We start from the raw sequence: 22,883 nt of genomic DNA on the forward strand, positions 1-22,883 counted from the left end.
GCCTTGGAGGACGTCCCCGGGCCTCGTCACCACGGTGGACCCTGGCCCGGCTCCTTCCCCGCCACCACGGGGGCCGGGACCCCGGCTCCCGGGTACGCCGGGTCCACGACCGTGGAGGCCGCCGACGAGGGCCTGTGGGAAGGCTTGCGGAACACCGTCCGGCACGAACTGGTCGCCCGGCAGATCGACGAGCAGATGGCCGCCCGCTTCCCGGCCGGGCAGCGGCTGCGCGTCCTGGACGTGGGCCTCGCCCACGGCACCCAGGCACTGCGGCTCGCCCGCGCGGGGCACGAGGTGACCGCCCTGGAGTCCGATCCGGCGACGGTGGCCGCCGTCCGCAAGGTGCTCGCCGCCGGGCCCGCCGAGGTCCGGGAGCGCGTCCGCCTCCTGGAGGGCGACGGCCGGGACACCGGCGCCCACTTCACGCCCGGCGCCTTCGACCTCGTCCTCTGCCACGGCGTGCTGATGTACGTACCGGAGCCCGACCCCCTGCTGGCCGGACTCGCCCGCGTCCTGGCCCCCGGCGGCCTGCTGTCGCTGCTCGTCCGCAACGCGGACGCGCTGGCCCTGCGCCCCGGCCTGGCCGGCGACTGGGACCGGGCGCTCGGCGCCTTCGACTCCCCCTACGACACCGACCGCACCGGCACGCCCGTCCGCGCCGACCGGCGCGAGGCCCTGGCCGCCACCCTGGCCGGCATCGGCGCCCCGCTGCGCGCCTGGTACGGCGTCCGCGTCTTCACCGACCCACCGGCCCGCCCCCGCCCGGCCGACCTCGACCGCCTGCTGGCCGCCGAGGACCGGGCCGGCCGGACCGACCCGTACCGGGCGGTGGCGGCGCTGCTGCATCTGTGCGGGGTGCGGGGCGGGTAGGGCGGGGTGCGGGTCCGGCGCCCGGCCGCGGACGCCGGCCGCGCCGACCGTCGGCCGGACCCTTGGCCGCCGGCCGCTCCGGGCCGGGCCGGGCGCGCGGTGCACGACGTCAGCCGGGTCGTCGGGGCCATGAGGGGTCGCCGGGCGCGGAGGCCGTCGGCCCTGGAGGAGCGGCCTCGCCCCGCGGTCCCTGCCCGTAAGAGCGACCCGCCCGTAAGAACTCCCCCGGGACGCGACGACGGCCGGCAGCCCGGCCCGGAGCTTCCCGGGCGGCCGCCGGCCTCGCCGCGGTCCCCTGCCCGTGGGGCGGGCGCCGTGCCGCCCCGGGGCGTCAGCTCTCCGCCGCCGCCCGGAGGCTCATCGGGGCGTCGTAGATCTCCTGGCCGTCCTCGAACAGACGCACCTGCTCCACGCCGCCCTCCAGCAGCGCCCGCCACTCCTCGCCGAGCCAGGACTCCGCGTCCCCCTGCGTCGAGAACTCCTCCGGCTCGACGGCCGGGGCCGTCTCCGTCCCGTCCGCCTTCTCGAACCGCCACACCCACGCCATGCCAGCCTCCAAAGGCTCGTGGTTCGCTGCCGGAACGCAGCCTAACTCCCGGCCGGGCGCGCGGTCCCGGGGCGGGAAAGGGTGATCCCGACGCGCCCGCCGCGCACGGACGCGAGACGATCGGGGCGTGGAACTGACTCTGCTCGGCACCGGGGCCCCCGAAGGGCTGCCGCGCCCCGGCTGCCCCTGCGCCGCCTGCGCCACCGCCGTGGGCGAGAACGCCCGGGCGGCGACCGCCCTGCTCGTCGACGGCGAGCTGCTGCTCGATCTCACGCCCGGGCCCGCGTTCGCGGCCGCGCGGGCGGGCCGGAGCGTCGCCGGGGTGCGGCAGGTGCTGCTCTCCCACCCGCACGACGGCCCGGCCGTCGAGCTGCCGCCCGGCCTGCCGGCGCCGGTGCGGGTGCCGGACGGCCGCGACCTGTCGGTGATCAGCGGGCACCGGGTGCGGGCGGTGGCCCTGGACGCGCCGGGCACGGGCTACGAGGTGACGGGCCCCGACGGCGACCGCCTGCTCTACCTGCCGCCCGGCGGCGCCCCGGCCGGGCTCTCCGCCGCGTCCGGCCCGTACGACATCGTCCTCCTCGACGTCGTGGACCGGCCGGACGCGCTGGCCCGGCTGCGCGAGACGGGCGCGGTCACCGCGACGACGGACGTGATCGCCGTCCACCTCGGCCACGAGGTGCCCCCGGGGCGGGAGTTGCGCCGCCGGCTGGCCGCGGCCGGGGCGCGGGCGGTCCCGGACGGCAGCACGCTCACCGTCGGGGACTATCACGCCGTTCCCGACGTGCCCCGGCGGACGCTCGTCCTCGGCGGGGCGCGTTCGGGGAAGTCCGTGGAGGCCGAGCGGCGGCTGGAGTCGTTCCCCGAGGTCACCTACGTCGCCACCGGCGGCCCGCGGGACGGCGACTCCGACTGGGCGGCCCGCGTCGCCCTGCACCGCGAACGCCGCCCGTCCTCCTGGCGCACGGCCGAGACCTGCGACCTCGTCCCCCTGCTCGCCGCCGACGGACCGCCGCTGCTGATCGACTGCCTCTCGCTGTGGCTTACCCATGCGATGGACGCCGTGTCGGCCTGGGATGACGCGGTGTGGGCGAACGGGGGCTCGTCGGCGTTGGCCCAGCGGGTCGCGGAGCTCGTCCGCGCGGTCCGGGAGACGCGGCGGACGGTCGTCGCCGTCAGCAACGAGGTCGGGTCCGGGGTGGTGCCCGCGACCGCTTCCGGGCGGCGGTTCCGGGATGAGCTGGGGAGGTTGAACGCGGCGTGGGCGGCGGAGTGTGAGCATGTGCTGTTGGTGGTGGCGGGGGCGGCGGTGCGGTTGCGGTAGGGAGGGGGTGTGCCCCAGTCCAGCCCCTTCGCCGATTCCTGGGGCGCTGCCCCAGACCCCGAAACCGCGCTCCGCGCGGTTGTCCTCAAACTCCCCCAGAGGGGGGACCCCCAACGGGCTGGAAAATCCAGCCCGTCCGGCGTTTGAGGACGAGCGGCGAAGCCGCGACAAGGGGGGTCTGGGGGCCGGCCCCGGGAAACGGCGAAAGGGCGGGACCGGGGCACCGCACCCCCCGACCCCAGCCCCGCGCAGCGGTAGTGTGTCGCGGATGAGCGGTCTGAACCTGGATGACTTCGCCACGCTGATCGAGCGCCCCGACCCCGACATCCGCCGCGAAGCGGAAGAGCGACGGGAGCGGCTCACCCCCCGCCCCGGCGCCTTCGGCCGCCTGGACGAGCTCGGCGAGTGGCTCGCCGCCGCGCAGGGCGGGGTGCCGGTGAAGCCGGTGGAGCGGCCCAAGGCGATCCTGTTCGCGGGCGATCACGGTGTCGCCTCGCTGGGCGTCTCCGCCGGGCCCGCCGAGGGCGCGTACGCACTCGTGCGCGCCGCGCTGGACGGGGTGAGCGCCCCGGCCGTGCTGGCCCGTCGGTCCGGCGTGGAGCTGCGGATCGTCGACATGGCGCTCGACTGCGATCCGGAGCTGCTGCCCGCGGACGTCACCCGGTACCGGGTGCGCCGCGGCTCGGGCCGGATCGACACCGAGGACGCCCTGACCGCGGAGGAGGCGGAGCGGGCGTTCCGGGCGGGGATGGCGATCGCCGACGAGGAGGCGGACTCCGGCACGGACCTCGTCGTCCTCGGCGACCTGAGCGTGGGCGGTACGACCGCCGCGGGCGCGCTGATCGGCGCGCTGTGCGGGACGGACGCGTCGGTGGTGACCGGCCGGGGCGGCGCGGACATCGACGACCTGGCGTGGATGCGCAAGTGCGCGGCGATCCGGGACGCGCTGCGGCGGGCCCGGCCCGTCCTGGGCGACCAGCTGCGGCTGCTGGCGACGGCCGGTGGCGCGGACCTGACGGCGATCACCGGGTTCCTGCTGCAGAGCGCGGTGCGCCGGACGCCGGTGATCCTGGACGGCGTGGTCTCGGCGGCGTGCGCCCTCGTCGCGCAGCGTGTCGCCTTCCGTGCCCCGGACTGGTGGCTGGCCGGGCAGAGCAGCGGTGATCCGGCCCAGGCGAAGGCACTCGACCGGATCGCGCTCAACCCTCTGCTCGATCACGGCGTCACACTGGGCGAGGGAACCGGGGCGCTGCTCGCTCTGCCACTGGTGATGGCGGCGGCGTCCCTGGCGGCGGAGCTTCCCGAACGTTCCTGATGAGGCCGGCGCGCGGCCGACGCGGAGCCGACGGGGGGCCGACACGGGCCGGAAGGTCTCGACAGCGGTCACCGGCAGCGGAAGCGTGGGGGCCACGCCGTCCGTCACGTCCCCTCGCCCACCGTTCCGTCGCCTTTCTCGGGAGAAGTCCGCTTGACTCCGGATGACGAGGTGCGCCCGGGCCCCTGGCCCCGGCGCGCCGCAGCCTTCGCCGTGTGGTACCTGCGTGCCGCCGCCTTCGTCAACCTGCTCAGCGCGGTCTGGGTGTCCTTCGGGGCCAGCATCCGGCGGCACAGCGTCGACGACTACTTCACGCCGTACCTGCTGGAGGCCAGCTTCACCTCGGCCGTGGTGTCGCTGTTCATGGCGGTCACCCTGCGCCGTCGCAAGCGGGCCGCGTGGATCCTCAACCTGGCGCTGGCCGGGGTACTCCTGGTGCTGCTGGCGCTGCTGATGTGGTTCCCGGAGTTCCGGGCGCACGGCCAGAACTGGTGCTCGGTGGCGATCACGGCGCTGTTCGTGGCCGCCCTGGTGGTGGGCCGGCGGGAGTTCTACGCGGTCGGGGACCGCTCCAACCCCAAGCTGGCGGCGGCCGTCGCGGCCGGGGGCCTGCTGGTCTGCTCGCTGATCGCGGCGTTCCTGGTGACGGTCACCAACCAGGCGGGGGACGCGTACCGGTCGACGTTCTGGGAGCGCTGGCGCTACGGCGTGCGGCGGCTGGTCTTCCTGGCGAGCGACGACAGCCCGTTCCCGGCGATCGACACCCCGGACTGGGTCAACGTCAGCATCAACGTGATGAGCACGGTGCTGCTGGTGCTGGTGGTGTGGGCGGCGTTCCGCTCCCGCCGGGTCACCGACCCGCTGACGCCGGAGGACGAGACCCGGCTGCGGGCGCTCCTCGACAAGTACGGCGACCGGGACTCGCTGGGCTACTTCGCGCTGCGCCGCGAGAAGAGCGTCGTGTGGTCGCCGTCCGGGAAGGCGGCGGTCACCTACCGGGTGGTCGGCGGGGTCTCGCTGGCCTCGGGCGATCCGCTCGGCGACCCCGAGGCGTGGCCGGGTGCCATCGAACCCTGGCTGGCCGAGGCCCGCGCGCACGGCTGGATCCCGGCCGTGATGGGCGCGAGCGAGGAGGGCGGCACCGTCTACGCCCGGCACGGCATGGACGCCCTCGAACTCGGTGACGAGGCGATCGTCGACACCGCGGAGTTCACCCTGGAGGGGCGGGCCATGCGGACCGTCCGGCAGGCGTTCAACCGGGTGAAGCGGGCCGGGTACACGGTCCGCATCCGGCGGCACGAGGACATCCCCGAGGAGGAGATGGCCGAGCTGCTGCGGCGCGCGGACGACTGGCGCGACGGGGCGACCGAGCGCGGCTTCTCGATGGCGCTGGGGCGGCTGGGCGACCCGGACGACGGCCGCTGCGTGATGCTGGAGTGCCACGACGGCGAGGGCGAGCTGCGGGCGCTGCTGAGCTTCGTGCCGTGGGGGCCCAAGGGGCTGTCGCTGGACCTGATGCGCCGCGACCGGGAGTCCGAGAACGGCCTGATGGAGTTCATGGTGATCGAGCTCCTCCAGCGGGCGCGGGAGCTGCGCATCGACCAGGTCTCGCTGAACTTCGCGATGTTCCGCTCGGTCTTCGAGCGCGGCTCCCGGCTCGGCGCGGGGCCGGTGCTGCGGGCTTGGCGCTCGCTGCTGAGCTTCTTCTCCCGCTGGTGGCAGATCGAGTCGCTGTACCGCGCGAATGCGAAGTACCGGCCGATCTGGGAGCCTCGTTTCATGCTGTTCGAGAAGAGCAGTGACCTGCTGCGGATCGGCATCGCCAGCGCCCGCGCGGAGGGCTTCCTGGAGGCCCCGGGGCTGCCGAAGTGGCTGAACCGCAAGCATCTGGAGAGCCGGCGATGAACCGTGCGGCGCTCCGACGCGCCGCGCGCACCGAATGGGGACCGCTCGTCACGAACGTGTCGGAGGCGCTCGCCCGCGACCGGCTCCGCGCCATCCCGCTGACACTCTCGGCGGTGGCCCTCATCGTCGTCTTCCAGCTGGTGCAGAACCAGCCGTGGGGCTACGGCCCCGTCCAGGCGGTCGGCTCGGTACGGGCCGAGGTGCCCTGGTGGCTGGCGCTGCTGCGGACGCCGCTGTCGCTGTTCGTCCCGGCGCTGGACCTGCCGGTCTGGGGGTCGCTCGTCCAGGTCCTGCTCGTCTTCGGGATCGCCGAGATCTGCCTGGGCCGCCGCCGGACCCTGGCCATCGCCTACACCGCCACGCTGGCCGGGACGATGTACGCGCGGCTGGCCATCGCCCTCGGACCGGGCTTCTGGGGGCTGCCGGCGCACGCGGCCAAGGTGGTCGACACCGGCCCGTCGGCGGCCGTGGTGGGGCTGGCGGTGTACGTGTCCTGGCGCTACCGGGCCTGGATCACCTGCGGGGTGGTGGTGCTGGCGATGGCGGCCGAGGTGGCCGCCAAGCCCAACCTGGCGGGCAAGGAGCACATCGCCGCCATCGTGACGATGCTGGCCCTGAGCGCGGCGGACGAGGTGCGCAGACGCCGCCGCAAGCCGCGGGACGACCGCTTCAGAGGCGGGCCCGGCAGCGGGGATCAGCGGTCGGGGGCGCCGGCGACGAGGTCGTGAAGCCGGTTGCGGACGGCGTTCCAGCGGGCGTCGTGCCGGTAGGCCCGCACCCGGGCCCGGCGGCGGGCGCGCGGGCGGTTGCGGTAGAAGCGGCGGGCCCACGGCGAACCGGGCCGGGCCAGCCGCACCGCGCCGACCAGCGCGACCAGCGGCACGACCGCGCCGATGAGGGCCATCCGCGGCTTGCCCTTGGCCAGGGCGAACAGCGCGATCAGGAAGTTGATCAGTATGTTCGAGACGAGGATGCTGCGGCTGCGCAGTTCGTCGGGGGTCAGCTCGTTCACTCCGAAGGGGGAGAACCCGAAGAGGACGAGGGCGACCAGGGCCGCCGTCAGCACCACGATCTCCACGCTCTTGCGGCCCTGTTCGGTCCAGTAGACGTCGTCGAGGTGCAGGATCAGCGCGAACTCGTCCAGCACCAGTCCGGCGCCCATCCCGAAGAGGACCGCCGCGACCACCGCGCTCAGCCCGTGCCGGCCCGCCGCCACCGCGCCGAAGCCGCCGATCACCATCAGCACCACGCCGGGGACGACGTGGTGGACGTGCAGGCCGCCGGGGCGGATGTTGCGGAAGGGGCCCTTGCCCGCGCGGATGAGCCGGGTGATGACCCGGGTGACGAGGAACGTCAGCACGAACGAGGCCAGGGCCGCCAGCAGCGGCAGCTTGCCCGGCTCGACGATATTGCGGTCAAGCCAGTGTTCCATCGGACTCCCGCACTTCCGAACTCGGCCCTGACGTGCAGTTTATCGACAACCGGGCGTCTTCCCCGTTCCTGCCCGGGCACCGCGCGGCCGCCGCCCGGCCGTCCGTCACCGCCGGGATACCCTGCCCGCGATGACCGACACGCCCGCTCCCGGCACCCCCCGCGCGACCACCGGCGACGCCCTCCGGTTCGCCTTCGGCACCTTGACCGTACTGCCCGTCCGCCTCACCCGCTGGGACCGCCCGGCGGCGCGCGGCGGCATGCTCGCCGCCCCGCTCGCCGGCCTCGTCGTCGGCGCCTGCGCCGGTGGTACGGGCTGGCTCCTGCTGCTGCTCGGCGCCGCTCCCCCGGTCGCGGCGGTCGCCGCCGCCGCCGTGCCCGCCGTGCTCACCCGGGGGCTGCACCTGGACGGGCTCGCCGACGTGGCCGACGGGCTGGGCAGCGGCAAGCCCGCCGAGGACGCGCTGCGGATCATGAAGCAGTCGGACATCGGCCCGTTCGGCGTCGTCACCCTGGTGTTCGTGCTGCTGGGCCAGGCCGCCGCGCTCGCCGGACAGTACGCCGCCGGCGGGGCGCGCGGCGCCCTCGCCGCCCTGGTCGCGGCCGTCGCCGCGCGCTGCGCCCTCACCCTCGCCGCCCGCCGCGGCGTCCCGGCGGCCCGCCCCGGCGGCCTCGGCGCCGCGGTCGCCGGGGTGGTGCCCGTCCCCGCCGCCCTGGCGGTGGCCGCCGCGGCCTGTTGCGCGGCAGCCGGCGCCGGCGCGCTCCTCGGCCCGGGCGCCGCGCTGCGCGCCGGGCTGGCCGTGCCGCTCGCCGTCGCGGCGGCCGAACTCCTCCTGCGGCACTGCCTCCGCCGCTTCGGCGGGGTCACCGGCGACGTCTTCGGCGCCCTGGCGGAGACCGCGGCCACCACCGCGTTGATCGTCGCGACCCTGGGCTGAACGACCGCGCGGGGATAGGCTCGTGCCCGCCCGAAGGCCCGGAACCCGGCGGCGCACGCGCGGCGCATACGATGCGCGGTGGCGGCCGGCACGGCCTCGCTGTGCTTCCAAGCCGTGGAAACTCAACGGAAGTAGGGACACCCACCACCGTGACTGCTCTCACTCTCAGCACCTCCGGCGCGGCGACGCTGCGCGCGGACGCCCTCGTCGTCGGTGTCGCCAAGGGCCCGAAGGGACCCGTCCTCGCGCCCGGCGCCGAAGCCGTCGACCAGGCCTTCGACGGCAAGCTGGCCGCCGTCCTGGAGACCCTCGGCGCCTCCGGCGAGGAGGGCGAGGTCACCAAGCTCCCGGCCCCGGCGGGCGTCAAGGCCGCCGTCGTGGTCGCGGCCGGCCTCGGCGGGGTCCCCGCCAAGGGCGACGGCTACGAGGGTGAGGCGCTGCGCCGCGCCGCGGGCGCCGCCGCCCGTGCCCTCACCGGGACGAAGAAGGCGGCCTTCGCGCTGCCGGTGACCGGCGCGGACGACGCCGCGGCCATCGCCGAGGGCGCCCTGCTGGGCGCGTACACCTTCACCGCCTTCCGCAGCAACGGCGGCGGCAAGGGCGCGTCGAAGAAGGGCGAGCCGCTGGCCGACGCGGTGATCCTGGGCGGCAAGCCGCGCGACAAGGCGTTCAAGGCCGCCGTCGAGCGCGCCACCGTGGTGGCCGCCGAGGTCAACCGCGCCCGCGACCTGATCAACACCCCGTCGAACGCCCTCCACCCGGCCGCGTTCGCGACCCTCGCCCAGGAGGCCGCCAAGGAGCACGGCCTCACGATCGAGGTGCTGGACGAGAAGGCGCTGCTCAAGGGCGGTTACGGCGGTCTGATGGGCGTCGGCCAGGGCTCGGCCAACCCGCCGCGGCTGGTCCGCCTCGGCTACACCCACCCCAAGGCGGAGAAGACCCTCGCCCTGGTCGGCAAGGGCATCACCTACGACTCGGGCGGCATCTCGCTCAAGCCGGCCGGCCACAACGAGACCATGAAGTGCGACATGAGCGGCGCCGCCGCCGTGTTCTCCGCCGTGCTGGCCGCGGCCCGGCTGGGCCTGCGCGTCAACGTCACCGGCTGGCTGGCCCTCGCGGAGAACATGCCGTCCGGCACGGCCACCCGTCCGGGCGACGTGCTGACCATGTACAGCGGCAAGACCGTCGAGGTCCTCAACACCGACGCCGAGGGCCGGCTGGTGCTCGCCGACGCCCTGACCCGGGCCTCGGAGGAGAACCCCGACGCGATCGTGGACGTCGCCACCCTGACGGGGGCCATGGTCCTCGCCCTGGGCGACCGCACCTTCGGTGTCATGGCCAACGACGACGCGTTCCGCACCGCCGTCTACGAGATCGCCGAGTCGGCCGGCGAGCAGGCGTGGCCCATGCCGATGCCCGCCGAGCTGCGCAAGACCATGGACTCCCCGGTCGCGGACATCGCCAACATGGGCGTCCGCAACGGCGGCGGCCTGATCGCCGGCCTGTTCCTCCAGGAGTTCGTGGGCGAGGGCATCACCTGGGCACACCTGGACATCGCCGGCCCGGCCTTCCACGAGAGCGCCCCCTACGGGTACACCCCCAAGGGCGGCACCGGCTCCGCCGTCCGTACCCTCGTCCGGCTGGCCGAGCACACCGCCGACGGCGACCTGGGCTGAGCCCCGGGCCGCGTCGGCCCCCTTCGCGAAACCGCCGCGCGGCCCCGGGAATGCGTCCGGGGCCGCGCGGCGTTCGCTCAGGACGAACGCCCCGTGTCATCGCGCCGGTGGACATCTCTACGCGCGAGTAACCCATCGAAGGTGACGCATCAGTCGTCCCTCAGCCCGGCCCGGCGTCCCGCCGTCCGTCAACAAGTGCGAAGATGTTGTCTCGGCAGGACAGGGCCCCCAGTAATCACAGGGCCGAAGCAAAAGCGGCCGAACGACAGCCGCCGCCCGGTCATCGGTGACCGGCAACGGCGTACCCATGCATGGAGGACGTGACGTGGCGAACGACGCCAGCACCGTTTTCGACCTAGTGATCCTCGGAGGCGGTAGCGGCGGTTACGCCGCCGCCCTGCGTGGAGCGCAGCTGGGTCTCGACGTCGCCCTGATCGAGAAGGACAAGCTGGGCGGCACCTGCCTGCACCGCGGCTGCATCCCCACCAAGGCTCTGCTGCACGCCGGCGAGGTCGCCGACTCCGCCCGCGAGAGCGAGCAGTTCGGCGTCAAGGCGTCCTTCGAGGGCATCGACATCGCGGGCGTCCACAAGTACAAGGACGACGTGATCTCGGGCCTGTACAAGGGCCTGCAGGGCCTGGTCGCCTCGCGCAAGGTCACCTACATCACCGGTGAGGGCCGCCTGTCCTCCCCCACGTCCGTGGACGTGAACGGGCAGCGCGTCGAGGGCCGCCACGTCCTGCTGGCGACCGGCTCCGTGCCGAAGTCGCTGCCGGGCCTGACCATCGACGGCAACCGCGTGATCTCCTCGGACCACGCGCTGGTCCTGGACCGCGTCCCGAAGTCCGCGATCGTGCTGGGCGGCGGCGTCATCGGCGTCGAGTTCGCCTCCGCGTGGAAGTCCTTCGGCACCGACGTCACCATCGTCGAGGCGCTCCCCCACCTCGTCCCGGTCGAGGACGAGAACAGCTCGAAGCTGCTGGAGCGCGCCTTCCGCAAGCGCGGCATCAACTTCTCCCTGGGCTCCCGCTTCTCCGGCGTGGAGTACACCGCCGACGGTGTCAAGGTCTCGCTGGAGAACGGCAAGACCTTCGAGGCCGAGCTGCTGCTCGTCGCCGTCGGCCGCGGCCCGGTCTCCCAGGGCCTGGGCTACGAGGAGGCCGGGGTCGCGATGGACCGCGGCTACGTCCTCGTGGACGAGTACATGCGCACCAACGTGCCGACCATCTCGGCCGTCGGCGACCTGGTCCCGACCCTCCAGCTCGCGCACGTCGGCTTCGCGGAGGGCATCCTGGTGGCGGAGCGGCTGGCCGGGCTCAAGCCCGTCCCGGTCGACTACGACGGCGTGCCGCGCGTCACGTACTGCCACCCGGAGGTCGCCTCGGTCGGTATCACCGAGGCGAAGGCCAAGGAGCTGTACGGCGCCGACAAGGTCGTCGCGCTGAAGTACAACCTCGCGGGCAACGGCAAGAGCAAGATCCTCAAGACCGCGGGCGAGATCAAGCTCGTCCAGGTCAAGGACGGTGCCGTGGTCGGCGTCCACATGGTCGGCGACCGCATGGGCGAGCAGGTCGGTGAGGCCCAGCTGATCTACAACTGGGAGGCCCTGCCCGCCGAGGTCGCGCAGCTCATCCACGCGCACCCGACGCAGAACGAGGCCCTCGGCGAGGCCCACCTGGCCCTGGCCGGCAAGCCGCTGCACTCGCACGACTGAGTCCCGAGCGCACCACCATCCGCACTACTCGTAAGGAGCAACCGCACCATGGCGGTTTCCGTAACCCTGCCGGCGCTCGGCGAGAGCGTGTCCGAGGGCACTGTCACTCGCTGGCTCAAGGCCGAAGGTGACCGTGTGGAGGTCGACGAGCCGCTGCTCGAGGTCTCCACCGACAAGGTCGACACCGAGATCCCGGCGCCCGCGTCCGGCGTCCTCGCCTCCATCAAGGTCGCCGAGGACGAGACGGTGGAGGTCGGCTCCGAGCTGGCCATCATCGACGACGGCTCCGGCGCCCCGGCCGAGGCCGCGGCCCCGGCCGCCGCTGAGGCCCCCGCCGCCGAGCCCACTCCGGCGCCCGCCGCCGAGGCTCCCGCCGCTCCGGCCGCCCCGGCCGAGGCCCCCGCCGCCGCTGCCCCGGCGGGCGGCGCCACCGGTACCGACGTCGTGCTGCCCGCACTGGGCGAGTCGGTCACCGAGGGCACCGTCACGCGCTGGCTGAAGGAGGTCGGCGAGGAGGTCTCCGAGGACGAGCCGCTGCTCGAGGTCTCGACCGACAAGGTCGACACCGAGATCCCGGCCCCGGCCTCCGGCGTCCTGCTGGAGATCGTCGTCGGCGAGGACGAGGTCGCCGAGGTCGGCGCCAAGCTCGCCGTGATCGGTGCCGCGGGTGCCGCTCCGGCCCCGGCCGCCGCCCCCGCGCCGGCCGCCCCGGCCGCCGCTCCGGCCCCGGCTGCCGCCCCGGCCGCCCCCGCGGCTCCGGCTGCCCCCGCGGCCCCGCCGCGCCGGCTCCGGCCGCCGCTCCGGCCCCCGCCGCCCCGGCTGCTCCGGCCCCGCAGGCTCCGGCCGCCCCGGCTCCGGCCCCGGCCGCCCCCGCGGCTCCGGCCGCCCAGGCCCCGACCGCCGCCGTGGCCAACGCCGAGGGCGCCTACGTGACCCCGCTCGTCCGCAAGCTCGCCGCCGAGAGCGGCGTGAACCTCGCGGGCGTCCAGGGCACCGGCGTCGGTGGCCGCATCCGCAAGCAGGACGTCCTGGCCGCCGCCGAGGCCGCCAAGGCCGCGCCGGCCCCGGCCGCTGCCGCCGCCGCTCCCAAGGCCCCGGCCCTGGAGGCGTCCCCGCTGCGCGGTCAGACGGTCAAGATGCCGCGCATGCGCAAGGTCATCGCCGACAACATGATGAAGGCGCTGCACGGCCAGGCCCAGCTCAGCTCCGTGATCGAGGTGGACATCACCAAGATCATGCGGATGCGTGCCAAGGCCAAGGACGGCTTCGCCGCCCGCGAGGGCGTCAAGCTCTCCCCGATGCCGTTCTTCGTCAAGGCCGCCGTCCAGGCGCTGAAGGCCCACCCGGTCATCAACGCCCGGATCAACGAGGACGAGAACACCATCACCTACTTCGACTCCGAGAACGTCGGCATCGCCGTCGACTCGGAGAAGGGCCTGATGACCCCGGTCATCAAGGGTGCGGGTGACCTCAACATCGCGGGCATCGCCAAGAAGACGGCGGAGCTGGCGGGCAAGGTCCGCACGGGCAAGATCAGCCCGGACGAGATGTCCGGCGCGACCTTCACGATCAGCAACACCGGCTCGCGCGGTGCGCTGTTCGACACGGTCATCGTGCCCCCGAACCAGGTCGCGATCCTGGGCATCGGCGCCACGGTGAAGCGCCCGGTCGTCATCGAGACCGCCGAGGGCACGACCATCGGCGTCCGCGACATGACGTACGTGACGCTCTCCTACGACCACCGCCTGGTGGACGGCGCCGACGCGGCCCGTTACCTGACGACGGTCAAGGCCATCCTGGAGGCCGCCGAGTTCGAGACCGAGATCGGTCTCTGATCCCGGCTCCGGCCACCTGCTGAGCGGCGCGGCCCCGGCTCCGTACTCCGGTACGGGCCGGGGCCGCGCCGTTTCCCCTACCGGGATGCCATTTCCCCCACCGGGATAATGGCCGGGCGAACGTCCGGCCGCCGAGGAGCGCCCATGTCACCACCCGTCGTCCACTCTTTGCGGGAGCAGATCCGCGAGCACATCCTGGAGGGGATCGTCAACGGCCGGTGGCAGCCGGGCGAGCGCATCGTCGAACGGCGGATCGCCTCCGAGCTGCTGGTCAGCCAGACGCCGGTGCGCGAGGCGCTGCGCGAGCTGGAGTCGCTGCGGCTGATCGAGTCGTCCCCGAACAAGGGCGTCCGGGTCCGCGAGCTCACCGCCGCCGACCTCAAGGAGAGCTACCCGGTCCGCGCCGGCCTGGAGCAGGTCGCCGCCGAGCTGGCGGCCGAGGCACTGGCCGAGGACGCGTCGGCGCTCGACCGGGAGGTCGAGCCGCTGTACGAGGCGGACCGCCGCGGCGACCGCGAGGCGCAGGTGCGGCACACGGTGGCCTTCCACCGGGAGATCGTGCTGGCCTCCGGCAACTCCGTGCTGCTGCACACCTGGGAGTCGCTGGGCATCGAGGTGTGGACGACGCTCTCGATCCGCTGGCTGAGCCCGCGCCCGACGGCGCACGCGGAGGACCACGCGGAGCTGGTGGCGGCGTTCCGCAGGCGGGATCCGCGGATCGGGGAGCTGCTGAAGACGCACGTCCTGGGCTGCGCCCCACAGATCTGAGCCCCGCCCCGGTTGATCGATCATCGATCGGGGCGTATCGTCTCCGCGGAGCCGCCCGCGCGCCCTGTCCTGTGTCGCGGAGCGGCTCAGGGGTGACGACAGGTCCTCGTCCGCCGACCATTGCCCTGGCTGGGCGTACGGGTACCTGTCGTCGTCCCCTGATGACCTTCGTTCTCGTCACGGCATCATGGGCGCATGCGAGCGGCCCGCCTGATCAAACTCGTCCTGCTGCTGCAGTCCCGCGCGTCCATGACGGGCGCCGAACTGGCCCGGCGGCTGGAGGTCTCCGAGCGCACGGTCGCCCGGGACGTCCTCGCCCTCTCCGAGGCGGGCGTCCCCGTCTACGCCGACCGCGGCCGCACCGGCGGCTACCGCCTGGTCGGCGGCTACCGCACCCGCCTCACCGGCCTCGGCCGCACCGAGGCCGAAGCCCTCTTCCTCTCCGGAGTGCCGTCCGCCCTCCGCGAGATGGGCCTCGCCGACGCCGCCTCCGCCGCCCGCCTCAAGGTCTCCGCGGCACTCCTCCCCGAACTCGGCGACGCCCCGGCGGCCGCCGCCCAGCGCTTCCACCTGGACGCGCCCGGCTGGTGGCAGCCGGCCGATCCCCCGCCCCTGCTCCCCGCCGTCGCGGAGGCGGTCTGGGACGACCGCCGGCTGACCGCCCGCTACGGACGGCGCGACGGCACGGAGGCGGAACGGGAGCTGGAACCGTACGGGCTCGTCCTCAAGGCGGGCGTCTGGTACCTGATCGCGCACGTCGCCGGGCCCCGACCCGGCCACCGCGTCTACCGGGTGGACCGCTTCACCGCCGTCGCGGCGGGCGCCGGGCACTTCGACCGGGACGAGTCCTTCGACCTGTCCGCTTTCTGGGAGGAGCGGGCGGCGCTGTTCGCGCGGTCGCTGCTGCGCGAGACCGTCCTCCTGCGGCTGACCCCGGAGGGCGCGCGCCGTCTCCCGTACGTCACGGACCGGCAGGCCGGGCGGGACGCGGTGGAGGGGGCGGGGGCGCCGGACGCGGCGGGGCGGGTCACGGTGACGCTGCCCGTCGAGTCGCTCGACGTCGCGCAGGAGCAGTTGCTGGCGCTGGGGCCGGAGGTGGAGGTGCTGGAGCCGGCGGAGTTGCGGGGGCGGTTCGCGGAGGCGGCTCGGAGGAGTGCGGGGTTGTATGGGGTGGGGTGAGGGTGCCCCGGGCCCTCCCCTTCTCCGATTCCCGGGGCTCCGCCCCGGACCCCGTTGTCGCGGCTCCGCCGCTCGTCCTCAAACGCCGGACAGGCTGGATAGTGTGCCCGGGCGCACACTTCAGCCCGTCCGGCGTTTGAGGACAACCGCGCGAAGCGGGGTTTCAGGGGGGCTGGGGGCTCGCCCCCAGGAATCGGCGAAGGGGCGGGCCTGGGGCACAGCCCGCCGCAGGCGCCTACCGGTACGCCTCCGCCGTCCCCTCCCGCCCCCCGAACACCACATCCGTGAAGTACCCGAGACAATCCGGCTGCGACCCGTCCACGTCCGTCACCCCGTAATGAGCGGCAAGCTCCCCGCCGAACCGCGCCTGCCCGTTCCACCGCCCCCGTTCAGGGTCCCCGGCGAGGGCGGCGACCACCCGCCCCAGATACGCCGGCGACTCGGCGATCGCGAAGTGCGGCTCCTTGGCGATGGCGTCCCGCCAGTTCGCCTCGGTCACCCCGAAGTGCTCCAGCATCTCCTCGGACCGCAGGAACCCGGGACTGAGGCAGACCGCCGTCCCCTCGTACGGCTCCAACTCCCGGGCCAGTGCCCAGGCCATCCGGGCCGGCGCGAACTTGGCGAGGTCGAAGACGATGTTCTCCCGGTAGTGGTCGGTGTTGAACTCCGGCGTCCCGTCCGTGATCTCCACGACCAGCCCACCCGCCCGCCGGATGAGCAACGGCAGCGCACAGTGGCTGGTGATCAGGTGCGCGTCCTGCGCCAGGCGCAGCATCCGCAGCGCCCGCTCCATCTTCAGGTCCCACACCCGCGTCCCGAACTCCAGCAGGTGGTCGCCGCCCCAGACGTCGTTGACCAGGACGTCGAGCCGGCCGTGGTCCCGGTCGATGCGTTCGACGAGCGCCTTGACCTGTTCGATCTCCAGGTGGTCGACCCGGACGGCGATGCCGGTGCCACCCGCGGCCGTGACCAGCTCGGCCGTCTCCTCGATGGTCTCGGGCCGGCCGACCTCGCTGCGCTGCTCGCGCGTGGTGCGGCCGGTCACGTAGACCACGGCTCCGGCCCGGCCGAGTTCGACGGCCATGGCCCGGCCCGCTCCCCGCGTGGCGCCCGCGACCAGTGCGACCTTGCCTTCGAGTGCCCTCGTCCCGGCGTTCACGTCCATGTCGTCCCCTTCATCCCCTTAGTCCCTGCTCGTCACGACGTCCGTCCGTCGCGCGAGAGGAACAGTGTCACGAATACCGGACACCTTCTGTCGTATTTTCTCGCCCGTCCCACAAAAGCCCCCTCCGCGTGCGTCGCGGCAGGCCAGGGCGGATGCTGTTGCCGTGATGGACGAGACGGAGTTCTGGCAGCTGATCGACGAGACGCGGGCCGAGGCCGGCGGTGATCCCGAGGACCACGCCGATCTGCTGGTCGAGCGGCTGATGCGGCTCGACCCGGACCGCGTCACGGACTTCGCCCGGCACTTCGAGGTGCGCTACAACCGCGCCTACCGGTGGGACCTGTGGGGCGCGGCGGCCGTGCTGCTCGGCGGGGCGAGCGACGACGCGTTCGATTTCTTCCGCTGCTGGCTGATCGGCCAGGGCCGGCACGTCTTCGAGGGCGCCCTGCACGACCCCGACCGTCTCGCCGAGCTGCTCGGCGACTTCGACGAGGAGGCGGACGGGGACGGCGAGGACCTCGGTTACGCGGCCGAGGAGGCGTACGAGCAGCTCACCGGCGCCGAACTGCCGGACCTGGCCCTCCCGCCCGCGCCGGCCGAGCCGCAGGGGGCCCCGCTGGACCCGGCGGACGAGGACGCGCTCGCCGAACGGTTCCCCGCGCTGTGGGAGCGCTTCCGGTCATGACGGCCCGTTCGATCCGCCCGTCGGGCGTGGACCCGGAACACCCGGGAAAGGTGTGACGGGACGCCCCGGAAAACGGGACGCCCCGGAAAACGGACGCGCCCCGGACAGGTACGCCCAGGTGACGGGACGCCCCAGGTGACGGAGCCCCCGGAAAGGTACGCCCCATGCGCATCGCCCTCACCGGCTCGACCGGCCTCATCGGTACGGCGCTCATCCGCTCGCTGGAGGCGGACGGCCACCGCGTCACGCGCTTCGTGCGCCGTGCGCCCCGGAGCGAGGACGAGGCCGAGTGGGACCCGAAGCAGCAGCGGGTGGACGTCCGCGCGCTGGCCGGCTGTGACGCGGTGGTGCACCTCGCGGGCGCCGGCGTGGGCGCGCACCGCTGGACGGAGGCGTACAAGCGGGAGATCCGCGAGAGCCGGGTGCTCGGCACGGCGGCGGTCGCCGAGGCCGTCGCGTGCCTCGACACCCCGCCGCGGGTGCTGGTGAGCGCGAGCGCCACCGGCTTCTACGGCGACGCGGGCGACCGCGTCCTCGACGAGGACTCCCCACCCGGCCGCGGCTTCCTGGCCGGGGTCTGCCAGGAGTGGGAGGCGGCCACGGCCCCCGCCGCCGAGGCGGGCGTGCGGACGGTGCTGATCCGGACCGGGCTGGTGGTGAGCCGGAGCGGTGGCGCCTGGGGCCGGATGTTCCCGCTGTTCCGGCTGGGGCTCGGCGGGCCGCTCGGCGACGGCCGCCAGTACTGGAGCTTCATCTCCCTCCGCGACCACATCGCCGCCGTGCGCCACCTGCTGGAGACCCCGGAACTGTCCGGCCCGGTCAACCTGACCGCGCCCGAACCGGTCACCAACCGCGAGGTGGCCAGGACCATGGGGCGCGTGCTGCGCCGCCCCGCGCTGCTCCCCGCGCCCGCCCCGGCGCTGCGGCTGGTGCTGGGGGAGCTCGCGTCGGACGTGCTGTCCAGCCAACGGGCCGTGCCCCGGCGGCTGCTGGACTCGGGCTTCCGGTTCGCGCACCCGGACGTCGAGAGCGCCGTCCGCGCGGCACTCGCCCCCGAGGGCCGCGCTTCCGCCCGATGATTGAACGCCCCGAAACCGTAACCGTGCGACCGCCGTGCGACCGTGCTCTATCCGTGCGCGACTGTTATTGACCGGAATTCTCTCTACGGTCGAGGCGAACTCGCGCATTGCGCCAGCCGGTTGGGGGCATCACGCCCCCGAGCGAGCGGACCGACCCCGGGAGGCCACGTGGCCAGCAGCGCACGCCACACCGCACACCACGCCGATGTCGTCATCGTCGGAGCCGGCCTGGCCGGGCTCTCGGCGGCACACCAACTGGCCAACGCCGGCGTCGGCGTCACCGTCCTGGAGGCCGCGGACCGGCCGGGCGGCCGGATGACGACGGACCGGATCGACGGCTTCCGGCTGGACCGCTCCGGCCAGCTGCTCAACACCGCCTTCCCCGACCTGCGGCGCACCCCCGGCCTCGGTGCCCTCGCCCTGCGGCCCTTCCTGCCGGGCGTCCTGGTCCATGCCGACGGCCGCAACCACCGGATCGGCGGCGAAGCGCGCGGTCTGGGGGTACCTCCCAGCGCTAGCTGGGGGAGGGCCTTCACCACCGCGCGCGCCCTGGCCACGGCCGCCCGCGCCTCCCGGGCCACCGGCCTCGACCAGGCCCGGCTCGACGCGGCGCTCGCCCGGCTCGCCACCCTGCCCACCGACCGGCTGCTGGCGCGCCCGGACCGCCCGACGGCCGCCACCCTCGCCGGCCGCGGCCTGCCGGCCCGCACCATCGAGGGTTTCCTCCGCCCACTGCTGGCCTCCCTGCTGTCCGACCCCGAACTCACCACCTCCAGCCGCTGCGCCGACCTCGTCCTGCGCGGCTTCGCCCGCGGCCGGCTCTGCCTCCCGGCCGGCGGGGCGGGCACGGTGGCCGAACTGCTGGCGGGGCTGCTGCCGCCGGGGACGGTCCGCACGGGCGTCCGGGCCACCTCCGCGGACATCACCTCCGTCACGACCGCCGAGCACGGTGAGATCGGCTGCCGCTCGGTGATCGTCGCCACCGGCGCCCGGGCCGCCGCCGACCTGCTGCCCGGCCTCCGGCTGCCCGGCTTCCACCCGGTGACGGTGCTTCACCACACGGCCGCCGAAGCCCCGCCCTGCGACGCCGCCCTGATCGTGACGGGCGGCCGGGGCGGGCCCGTCGCCCACACCACCGTCGCCAGCGAGGTCGACCCCGACCGCGCCCCCGCCGGCCGCGTCCTCGTCACCTCCACCGTCCTCGGCCGCGCGGCGGGCACGCCGGTGGCCGAACTCGACCGCACGGCACGGACGCAGCTGGGCCGGGTGTACGGCCTGGCCCCCGACGACTTCGAGCTGCTGGCCGCCCACCATGACGCGGACGCCGTTCCGGCCATGCCGGCGCCGCATGATGTGCGGCGGCCGGTGCGGTTGTTGTCCGGGTTGTACGTGTGTGGGGACCACCGCGACACGGGCACGGTCCAGGGGGCGCTGTTCTCGGGGCGGCGGGCGGCGCACGCGCTGCTGCGGGATCTGGGGATCCGCCCGGAGCAGGACGCTCAGGCGCTGCGCGTGGCGTAGGGGGGTGCCCCGGTCCCGCCCTTTCACCGTTTCTTGCGGGGGCGAGCCCCCGCACCCCCAAAGCGCCCTGCGGGCGCTGTCCTCAAACGCCGGACGGGCTGGATTCAGCCCGTTGGGGGTCCCCCTTCTGGGGGAGTTTGAGGACGAGCGGCGAAGCCGCGACAAGGGGGGCCTGGGGCGCAGCCCCAGGAAACGGCGAAGGTGGGGGTACCCCCTCTGGGGGAGGGACCGGGGCGTACCCCCCTTACAGAACAGCCACCTTCTCCCGGTACCCCCGAACCGCCGCCGCGTCCCGATAAGGATCGAGCCGCCGCTCGAACTCCCGCACATACTCCACGGCCCGAACCGACCGCATCTCGGAAGCCGCCTGCGCCGCCTCCGCCCCCAGCGCGCAAGCCTGCTCCAACTCTCCGAGCCCCAGCCGCGCAGCGGCCAGCACCACCCGGCAGAAGAGCCTGCTCCGCGCGTACGCGGGTGCCCGGAGCTGCAACGACCGCTCCGCGTGCTGCGCGGCCGCCCGCCACTGCTGGAGATCGCGGTGGCAGTGCGCGAACTCGTCCGCGAGCTCCGCCTCGTCGAAGAAGCGGATCCAGTACGGCGCGTCGTCCGAGGGCCGGGCCGTCTCCAGCGCCCGTTCGGCGCGGGCGAGGGAGGCGGAGCAGGCCCGCACCTCGCCGAGCACCGCGTGCCCGCGTGCCTCCACCGCGTGCAGCAGGGACTGCACGACGGGAGCGGCACCGGACCCGACGCCCTGCTGGGCGACGCGGGCGAGCTGGACCGCCTCCCGGCCGTGGCCGAGGTAGACGGCCTGGCGGCTCATGGTCACCAGGACATAGCTGCCGTACGCCCGGTCGCCCGCCGCCTGCGCCAGGCGCAGCGCCTGGACGTAGTACCGCTGGGCGAGCCCGTGGGCGGCGATGTCGTACGACGTCCACCCGGCGAGCCGGGTGAGGTCCGCGGCGGCGCCGAACAGCCGGCGTCCCGTGGTCTCGCCGTACGTGCCGCGCAGCATCGGCTCGGCCTCGTGCTCCAGGTAGCGGACGAGCGCCTGCCGCGCGTGCCCGCCGCCGTACGCGTGGTCGAGCGTGCGGAAGAGCTCGCCGACGGAGCGCAGGGCGGCGATGTCGCCCATGGAGACGCGGCTCCCGGGCGCGCGTTCGGCGCGCTGCCGAGGGACCAGCGTCCGGCCCGTCGGTCTCTCGCCGATCCGGCCGCCACCCTCGCCCGGGGGCGGGGGTCCGCCCGTGCCCGGCCCCTGGACGCCGGGGGCGCCGGGGGTGCCCGGGGGGCCGGGGGGTCCGGCGGCCCCGGGGGCGGAGCGGGGGTCCGGGCCACCCGGTCGTCGGCGCGTCCGATCAGCCAGTCGCGGCTGGGCACCACCAGCCCCGCGGGCGTGAACGCGATTTTCCGCAGCTCCGTGTGGCTGCCGGAGTCCTTGCGCCACAAGCCGCTCACGATGTCAATGGCCTCCGCCGGCGACGCGGCGAATTCCAGCCCCGCGTACACCGGCGCACACGCGTCGAGCCCGAGGTCCTGCGCGGACAGCCGCCGTCCCAGCCGCCGGGTGAAGACCTCGGCGATCAACGCCGGTGTCGTGCCGCGCGGTTGCTGGCCGCGGAGCCACCGGGTGACGGAGGTCTTGTCGTAGCGCAGGTCGAGGCCGTGCTCCAGCCCTAATTGATCGACGCGACGTGCGAGCCCCGCGTTGGAGAAGCCGGCCTCCGCGATGAGCGCGGCTAGCTGGCGGTTGGGAATGCGCTGTGGGGGTCGTTCCGTCATCAACCTGCCCGGTCTCCCTGATCGCCATTCTGGGAACGGCGTGAATTTAGCGGTCTCCGCCGCCCTGAACGCCACCTTCGCCCCGCATTCATCCGATCGTGTGAGGACAGATCAGAGACAGATCAAATAGGCACGGAAAAGCGCCGCCAGACGATCTTGTAAGGGGCTCGACCGCAGCCCATTCGGAGGCCGCCGTACAGTGGCCTGGGCACGGTGCGCGCGACCGGGACGTATGCGCCCGCCGGTGCCAGGGGTTCGGAGCGGACCCGCGAGGACGGGAAGACGGGAACAGGAGCTGCCGTGAGTGAGCTGCGCTTTGTCCATCTGGGCTTCGGGGCGGACGCCGTCGAGTACCAGGAGGCGTGGCAGGAGCAGCGCCGCGTCCACGCGGCCCGGTTCGCGGACGAGATCCCGGACACCTGCCTGATGCTGGAGCACCCGGCGGTCTACACGGCCGGACGGCGCACGGAGGACAGCGAGCGCCCCCTGGACGGGACTCCGGTCGTCGACGTGGACCGCGGCGGCAAGATCACCTGGCATGGCCCGGGTCAGCTCGTCGGCTACCCGATCCTCAAGCTCCCGCGCCCGGTGGACGTCATCGCCCATGTGCGCCGCCTGGAGGAGGCCCTGATCCGGGCCTGCGCGGAATTCGGCCTTGCCACCACCCGGGTCGAGGGCCGCAGCGGCGTCTGGGTCCTCGGCGAGGCCCGCGAGCGGCCCGCGACCGGCGGCCTCCAGCTCGACCTCGCGGCCCCCCGCCCGGCGGACGACGAGTTCGACCCGCGCCTCAACGGCCCCGAGTACGCCCCCTCCAACGCCGGCCAGCGCGGCGAGGACCGCAAGCTCGCCGCGATCGGCATCCGCATCGCCAAGGGCGTCACCATGCACGGCTTCGCCCTGAACTGCGACCCCGACAACACCTGGTTCGACCGCATCGTGCCGTGCGGCATCCGGGACGCCGGAGTGACCTCGCTCTCGAACGAACTGGGCCGGCGGGTGACCGTCGGCGAGGTGCTGCCCGTCGTGGAGAAGCACCTGCGGGAGGTCCTGGAGGCGGCGGAGCCGCTGCCGCGGGCGGTGTAGCGGGCGGTGCGGCGGGACACGCAGGGGGCCGCGGGGGCCGATTCCGGCCACCCGGCGCCCCCTGGCCGG

The 22,883-nt window shown here is 74.5% G+C and carries 17 protein-coding genes and 2 pseudogenes; 15 read left to right on the forward strand and 4 right to left on the reverse strand.

Features of this window, described 5'->3' with window-relative positions; genetic code table 11:
• Positions 1-195: 195 nt before the first annotated feature.
• Entirely contained in the window at positions 196-870 is a 675-nt protein-coding gene (locus ACQEVS_RS08875) for a methyltransferase domain-containing protein (protein WP_433027396.1), read from the forward strand.
• Positions 871-1,201: 331 nt separating this feature from the next.
• Here ACQEVS_RS08875 and ACQEVS_RS08880 read toward each other — a convergent pair whose 3' ends face one another.
• The gene (locus ACQEVS_RS08880; protein ID WP_433017591.1) at positions 1,202-1,417 is read right to left on the reverse strand and encodes a hypothetical protein; all 216 of its coding nucleotides are present in this window, start codon (positions 1,415-1,417) and stop codon (positions 1,202-1,204) included.
• Positions 1,418-1,544: 127 nt separating this feature from the next.
• Here ACQEVS_RS08880 and ACQEVS_RS08885 point away from each other — a divergent pair, with 127 nt between their 5' ends.
• The 4 genes from ACQEVS_RS08885 to ACQEVS_RS08900 all read left to right on the forward strand — a co-directional run bounded on the left by ACQEVS_RS08885 (position 1,545) and on the right by ACQEVS_RS08900 (position 6,689).
• On the forward strand, positions 1,545-2,741 hold the full coding sequence (locus ACQEVS_RS08885) for a bifunctional adenosylcobinamide kinase/adenosylcobinamide-phosphate guanylyltransferase (RefSeq protein ID WP_433017594.1): 1,197 nt from the start codon (positions 1,545-1,547) through the stop codon (positions 2,739-2,741).
• 268 nt (positions 2,742-3,009) lie between these two features.
• Entirely contained in the window at positions 3,010-4,056 is a 1,047-nt protein-coding gene (locus ACQEVS_RS08890) for a nicotinate-nucleotide--dimethylbenzimidazole phosphoribosyltransferase (protein WP_433017597.1), read from the forward strand.
• 153 nt (positions 4,057-4,209) lie between these two features.
• Positions 4,210-5,961, forward strand: a complete 1,752-nt coding sequence (locus ACQEVS_RS08895; protein WP_433017601.1) for a phosphatidylglycerol lysyltransferase domain-containing protein — start codon at positions 4,210-4,212, stop codon at positions 5,959-5,961.
• A complete protein-coding gene (locus ACQEVS_RS08900) occupies positions 5,958-6,689 on the forward strand; it encodes a hypothetical protein (protein ID WP_433017604.1) in 732 nt (243 codons plus the stop codon). Before ACQEVS_RS08895 ends, ACQEVS_RS08900 begins: the two co-directional genes overlap by 4 nt.
• Here the strand turns inward: ACQEVS_RS08900 and ACQEVS_RS08905 are convergent.
• Positions 6,656-7,393: a hypothetical protein gene (locus tag ACQEVS_RS08905; RefSeq protein ID WP_433017607.1), complete on the reverse strand. Its 738-nt coding sequence runs from the start codon at positions 7,391-7,393 to the stop codon at positions 6,656-6,658. The genes ACQEVS_RS08900 and ACQEVS_RS08905 overlap by 34 nt on opposite strands.
• A 130-nt stretch (positions 7,394-7,523) precedes the next feature.
• Between ACQEVS_RS08905 and ACQEVS_RS08910 the strand changes: the two genes are divergently transcribed.
• The 6 genes and pseudogenes from ACQEVS_RS08910 to ACQEVS_RS08935 all read left to right on the forward strand — a co-directional run bounded on the left by ACQEVS_RS08910 (position 7,524) and on the right by ACQEVS_RS08935 (position 15,502).
• A complete protein-coding gene (locus tag ACQEVS_RS08910; RefSeq protein ID WP_433017610.1) occupies positions 7,524-8,330 on the forward strand; it encodes an adenosylcobinamide-GDP ribazoletransferase in 807 nt (268 codons plus the stop codon).
• A gap of 149 nt (positions 8,331-8,479) precedes the next feature.
• Positions 8,480-10,006 (forward strand): leucyl aminopeptidase, encoded by a 1,527-nt coding sequence (locus tag ACQEVS_RS08915; RefSeq protein WP_433017613.1) that lies wholly within the window; start codon positions 8,480-8,482, stop codon positions 10,004-10,006.
• A 325-nt stretch (positions 10,007-10,331) separates the two neighbouring features.
• Positions 10,332-11,720: a dihydrolipoyl dehydrogenase gene (lpdA, locus tag ACQEVS_RS08920; protein ID WP_004955782.1), complete on the forward strand. Its 1,389-nt coding sequence runs from the start codon at positions 10,332-10,334 to the stop codon at positions 11,718-11,720.
• 48 nt (positions 11,721-11,768) lie between these two features.
• Positions 11,769-13,555 (forward strand): annotated as a pseudogene (gene sucB / locus ACQEVS_RS08925) (2-oxoglutarate dehydrogenase, E2 component, dihydrolipoamide succinyltransferase).
• Positions 13,556-13,699: 144 nt separating this feature from the next.
• Positions 13,700-14,323 (forward strand): GntR family transcriptional regulator, encoded by a 624-nt coding sequence (locus ACQEVS_RS08930; protein WP_433017616.1) that lies wholly within the window; start codon positions 13,700-13,702, stop codon positions 14,321-14,323.
• Between the two features lie 195 nt (positions 14,324-14,518).
• Entirely contained in the window at positions 14,519-15,502 is a 984-nt protein-coding gene (locus ACQEVS_RS08935; protein WP_433017619.1) for a helix-turn-helix transcriptional regulator, read from the forward strand.
• 235 nt (positions 15,503-15,737) lie between these two features.
• Here the strand turns inward: ACQEVS_RS08935 and ACQEVS_RS08940 are convergent, their stop codons facing one another.
• Positions 15,738-16,667 (reverse strand): SDR family oxidoreductase, encoded by a 930-nt coding sequence (locus ACQEVS_RS08940; protein WP_433017622.1) that lies wholly within the window; start codon positions 16,665-16,667, stop codon positions 15,738-15,740.
• Between the two features lie 166 nt (positions 16,668-16,833).
• Here ACQEVS_RS08940 and ACQEVS_RS08945 point away from each other — a divergent pair, with 166 nt between their 5' ends.
• The 3 genes from ACQEVS_RS08945 (at position 16,834) to ACQEVS_RS08955 (ending at position 19,952) form a co-directional block, all read left to right on the forward strand.
• On the forward strand, positions 16,834-17,352 hold the full coding sequence (locus ACQEVS_RS08945; RefSeq protein WP_433027399.1) for a DUF4240 domain-containing protein: 519 nt from the start codon (positions 16,834-16,836) through the stop codon (positions 17,350-17,352).
• Positions 17,353-17,516: 164 nt separating this feature from the next.
• Positions 17,517-18,431 (forward strand): TIGR01777 family oxidoreductase, encoded by a 915-nt coding sequence (locus ACQEVS_RS08950; RefSeq protein ID WP_433017624.1) that lies wholly within the window; start codon positions 17,517-17,519, stop codon positions 18,429-18,431.
• A gap of 168 nt (positions 18,432-18,599) precedes the next feature.
• Entirely contained in the window at positions 18,600-19,952 is a 1,353-nt protein-coding gene (locus tag ACQEVS_RS08955) for an NAD(P)/FAD-dependent oxidoreductase (protein ID WP_433017627.1), read from the forward strand.
• A gap of 244 nt (positions 19,953-20,196) precedes the next feature.
• Here ACQEVS_RS08955 and ACQEVS_RS08960 read toward each other — a convergent pair.
• Positions 20,197-21,731 (reverse strand): annotated as a pseudogene (locus tag ACQEVS_RS08960) (regulator).
• Positions 21,732-22,031: 300 nt separating this feature from the next.
• Here ACQEVS_RS08960 and lipB point away from each other — a divergent pair.
• Positions 22,032-22,814, forward strand: a complete 783-nt coding sequence (gene lipB, locus ACQEVS_RS08965; RefSeq protein ID WP_433017630.1) for a lipoyl(octanoyl) transferase LipB — start codon at positions 22,032-22,034, stop codon at positions 22,812-22,814.
• The last annotated feature ends 69 nt before the right edge of the window (positions 22,815-22,883 follow it).

The organism is Streptomyces sp. CA-181903 (assembly GCF_050937075.1).
In the GTDB taxonomy this organism is placed as follows: Bacteria; Actinomycetota; Actinomycetes; order Streptomycetales; family Streptomycetaceae; genus Streptomyces.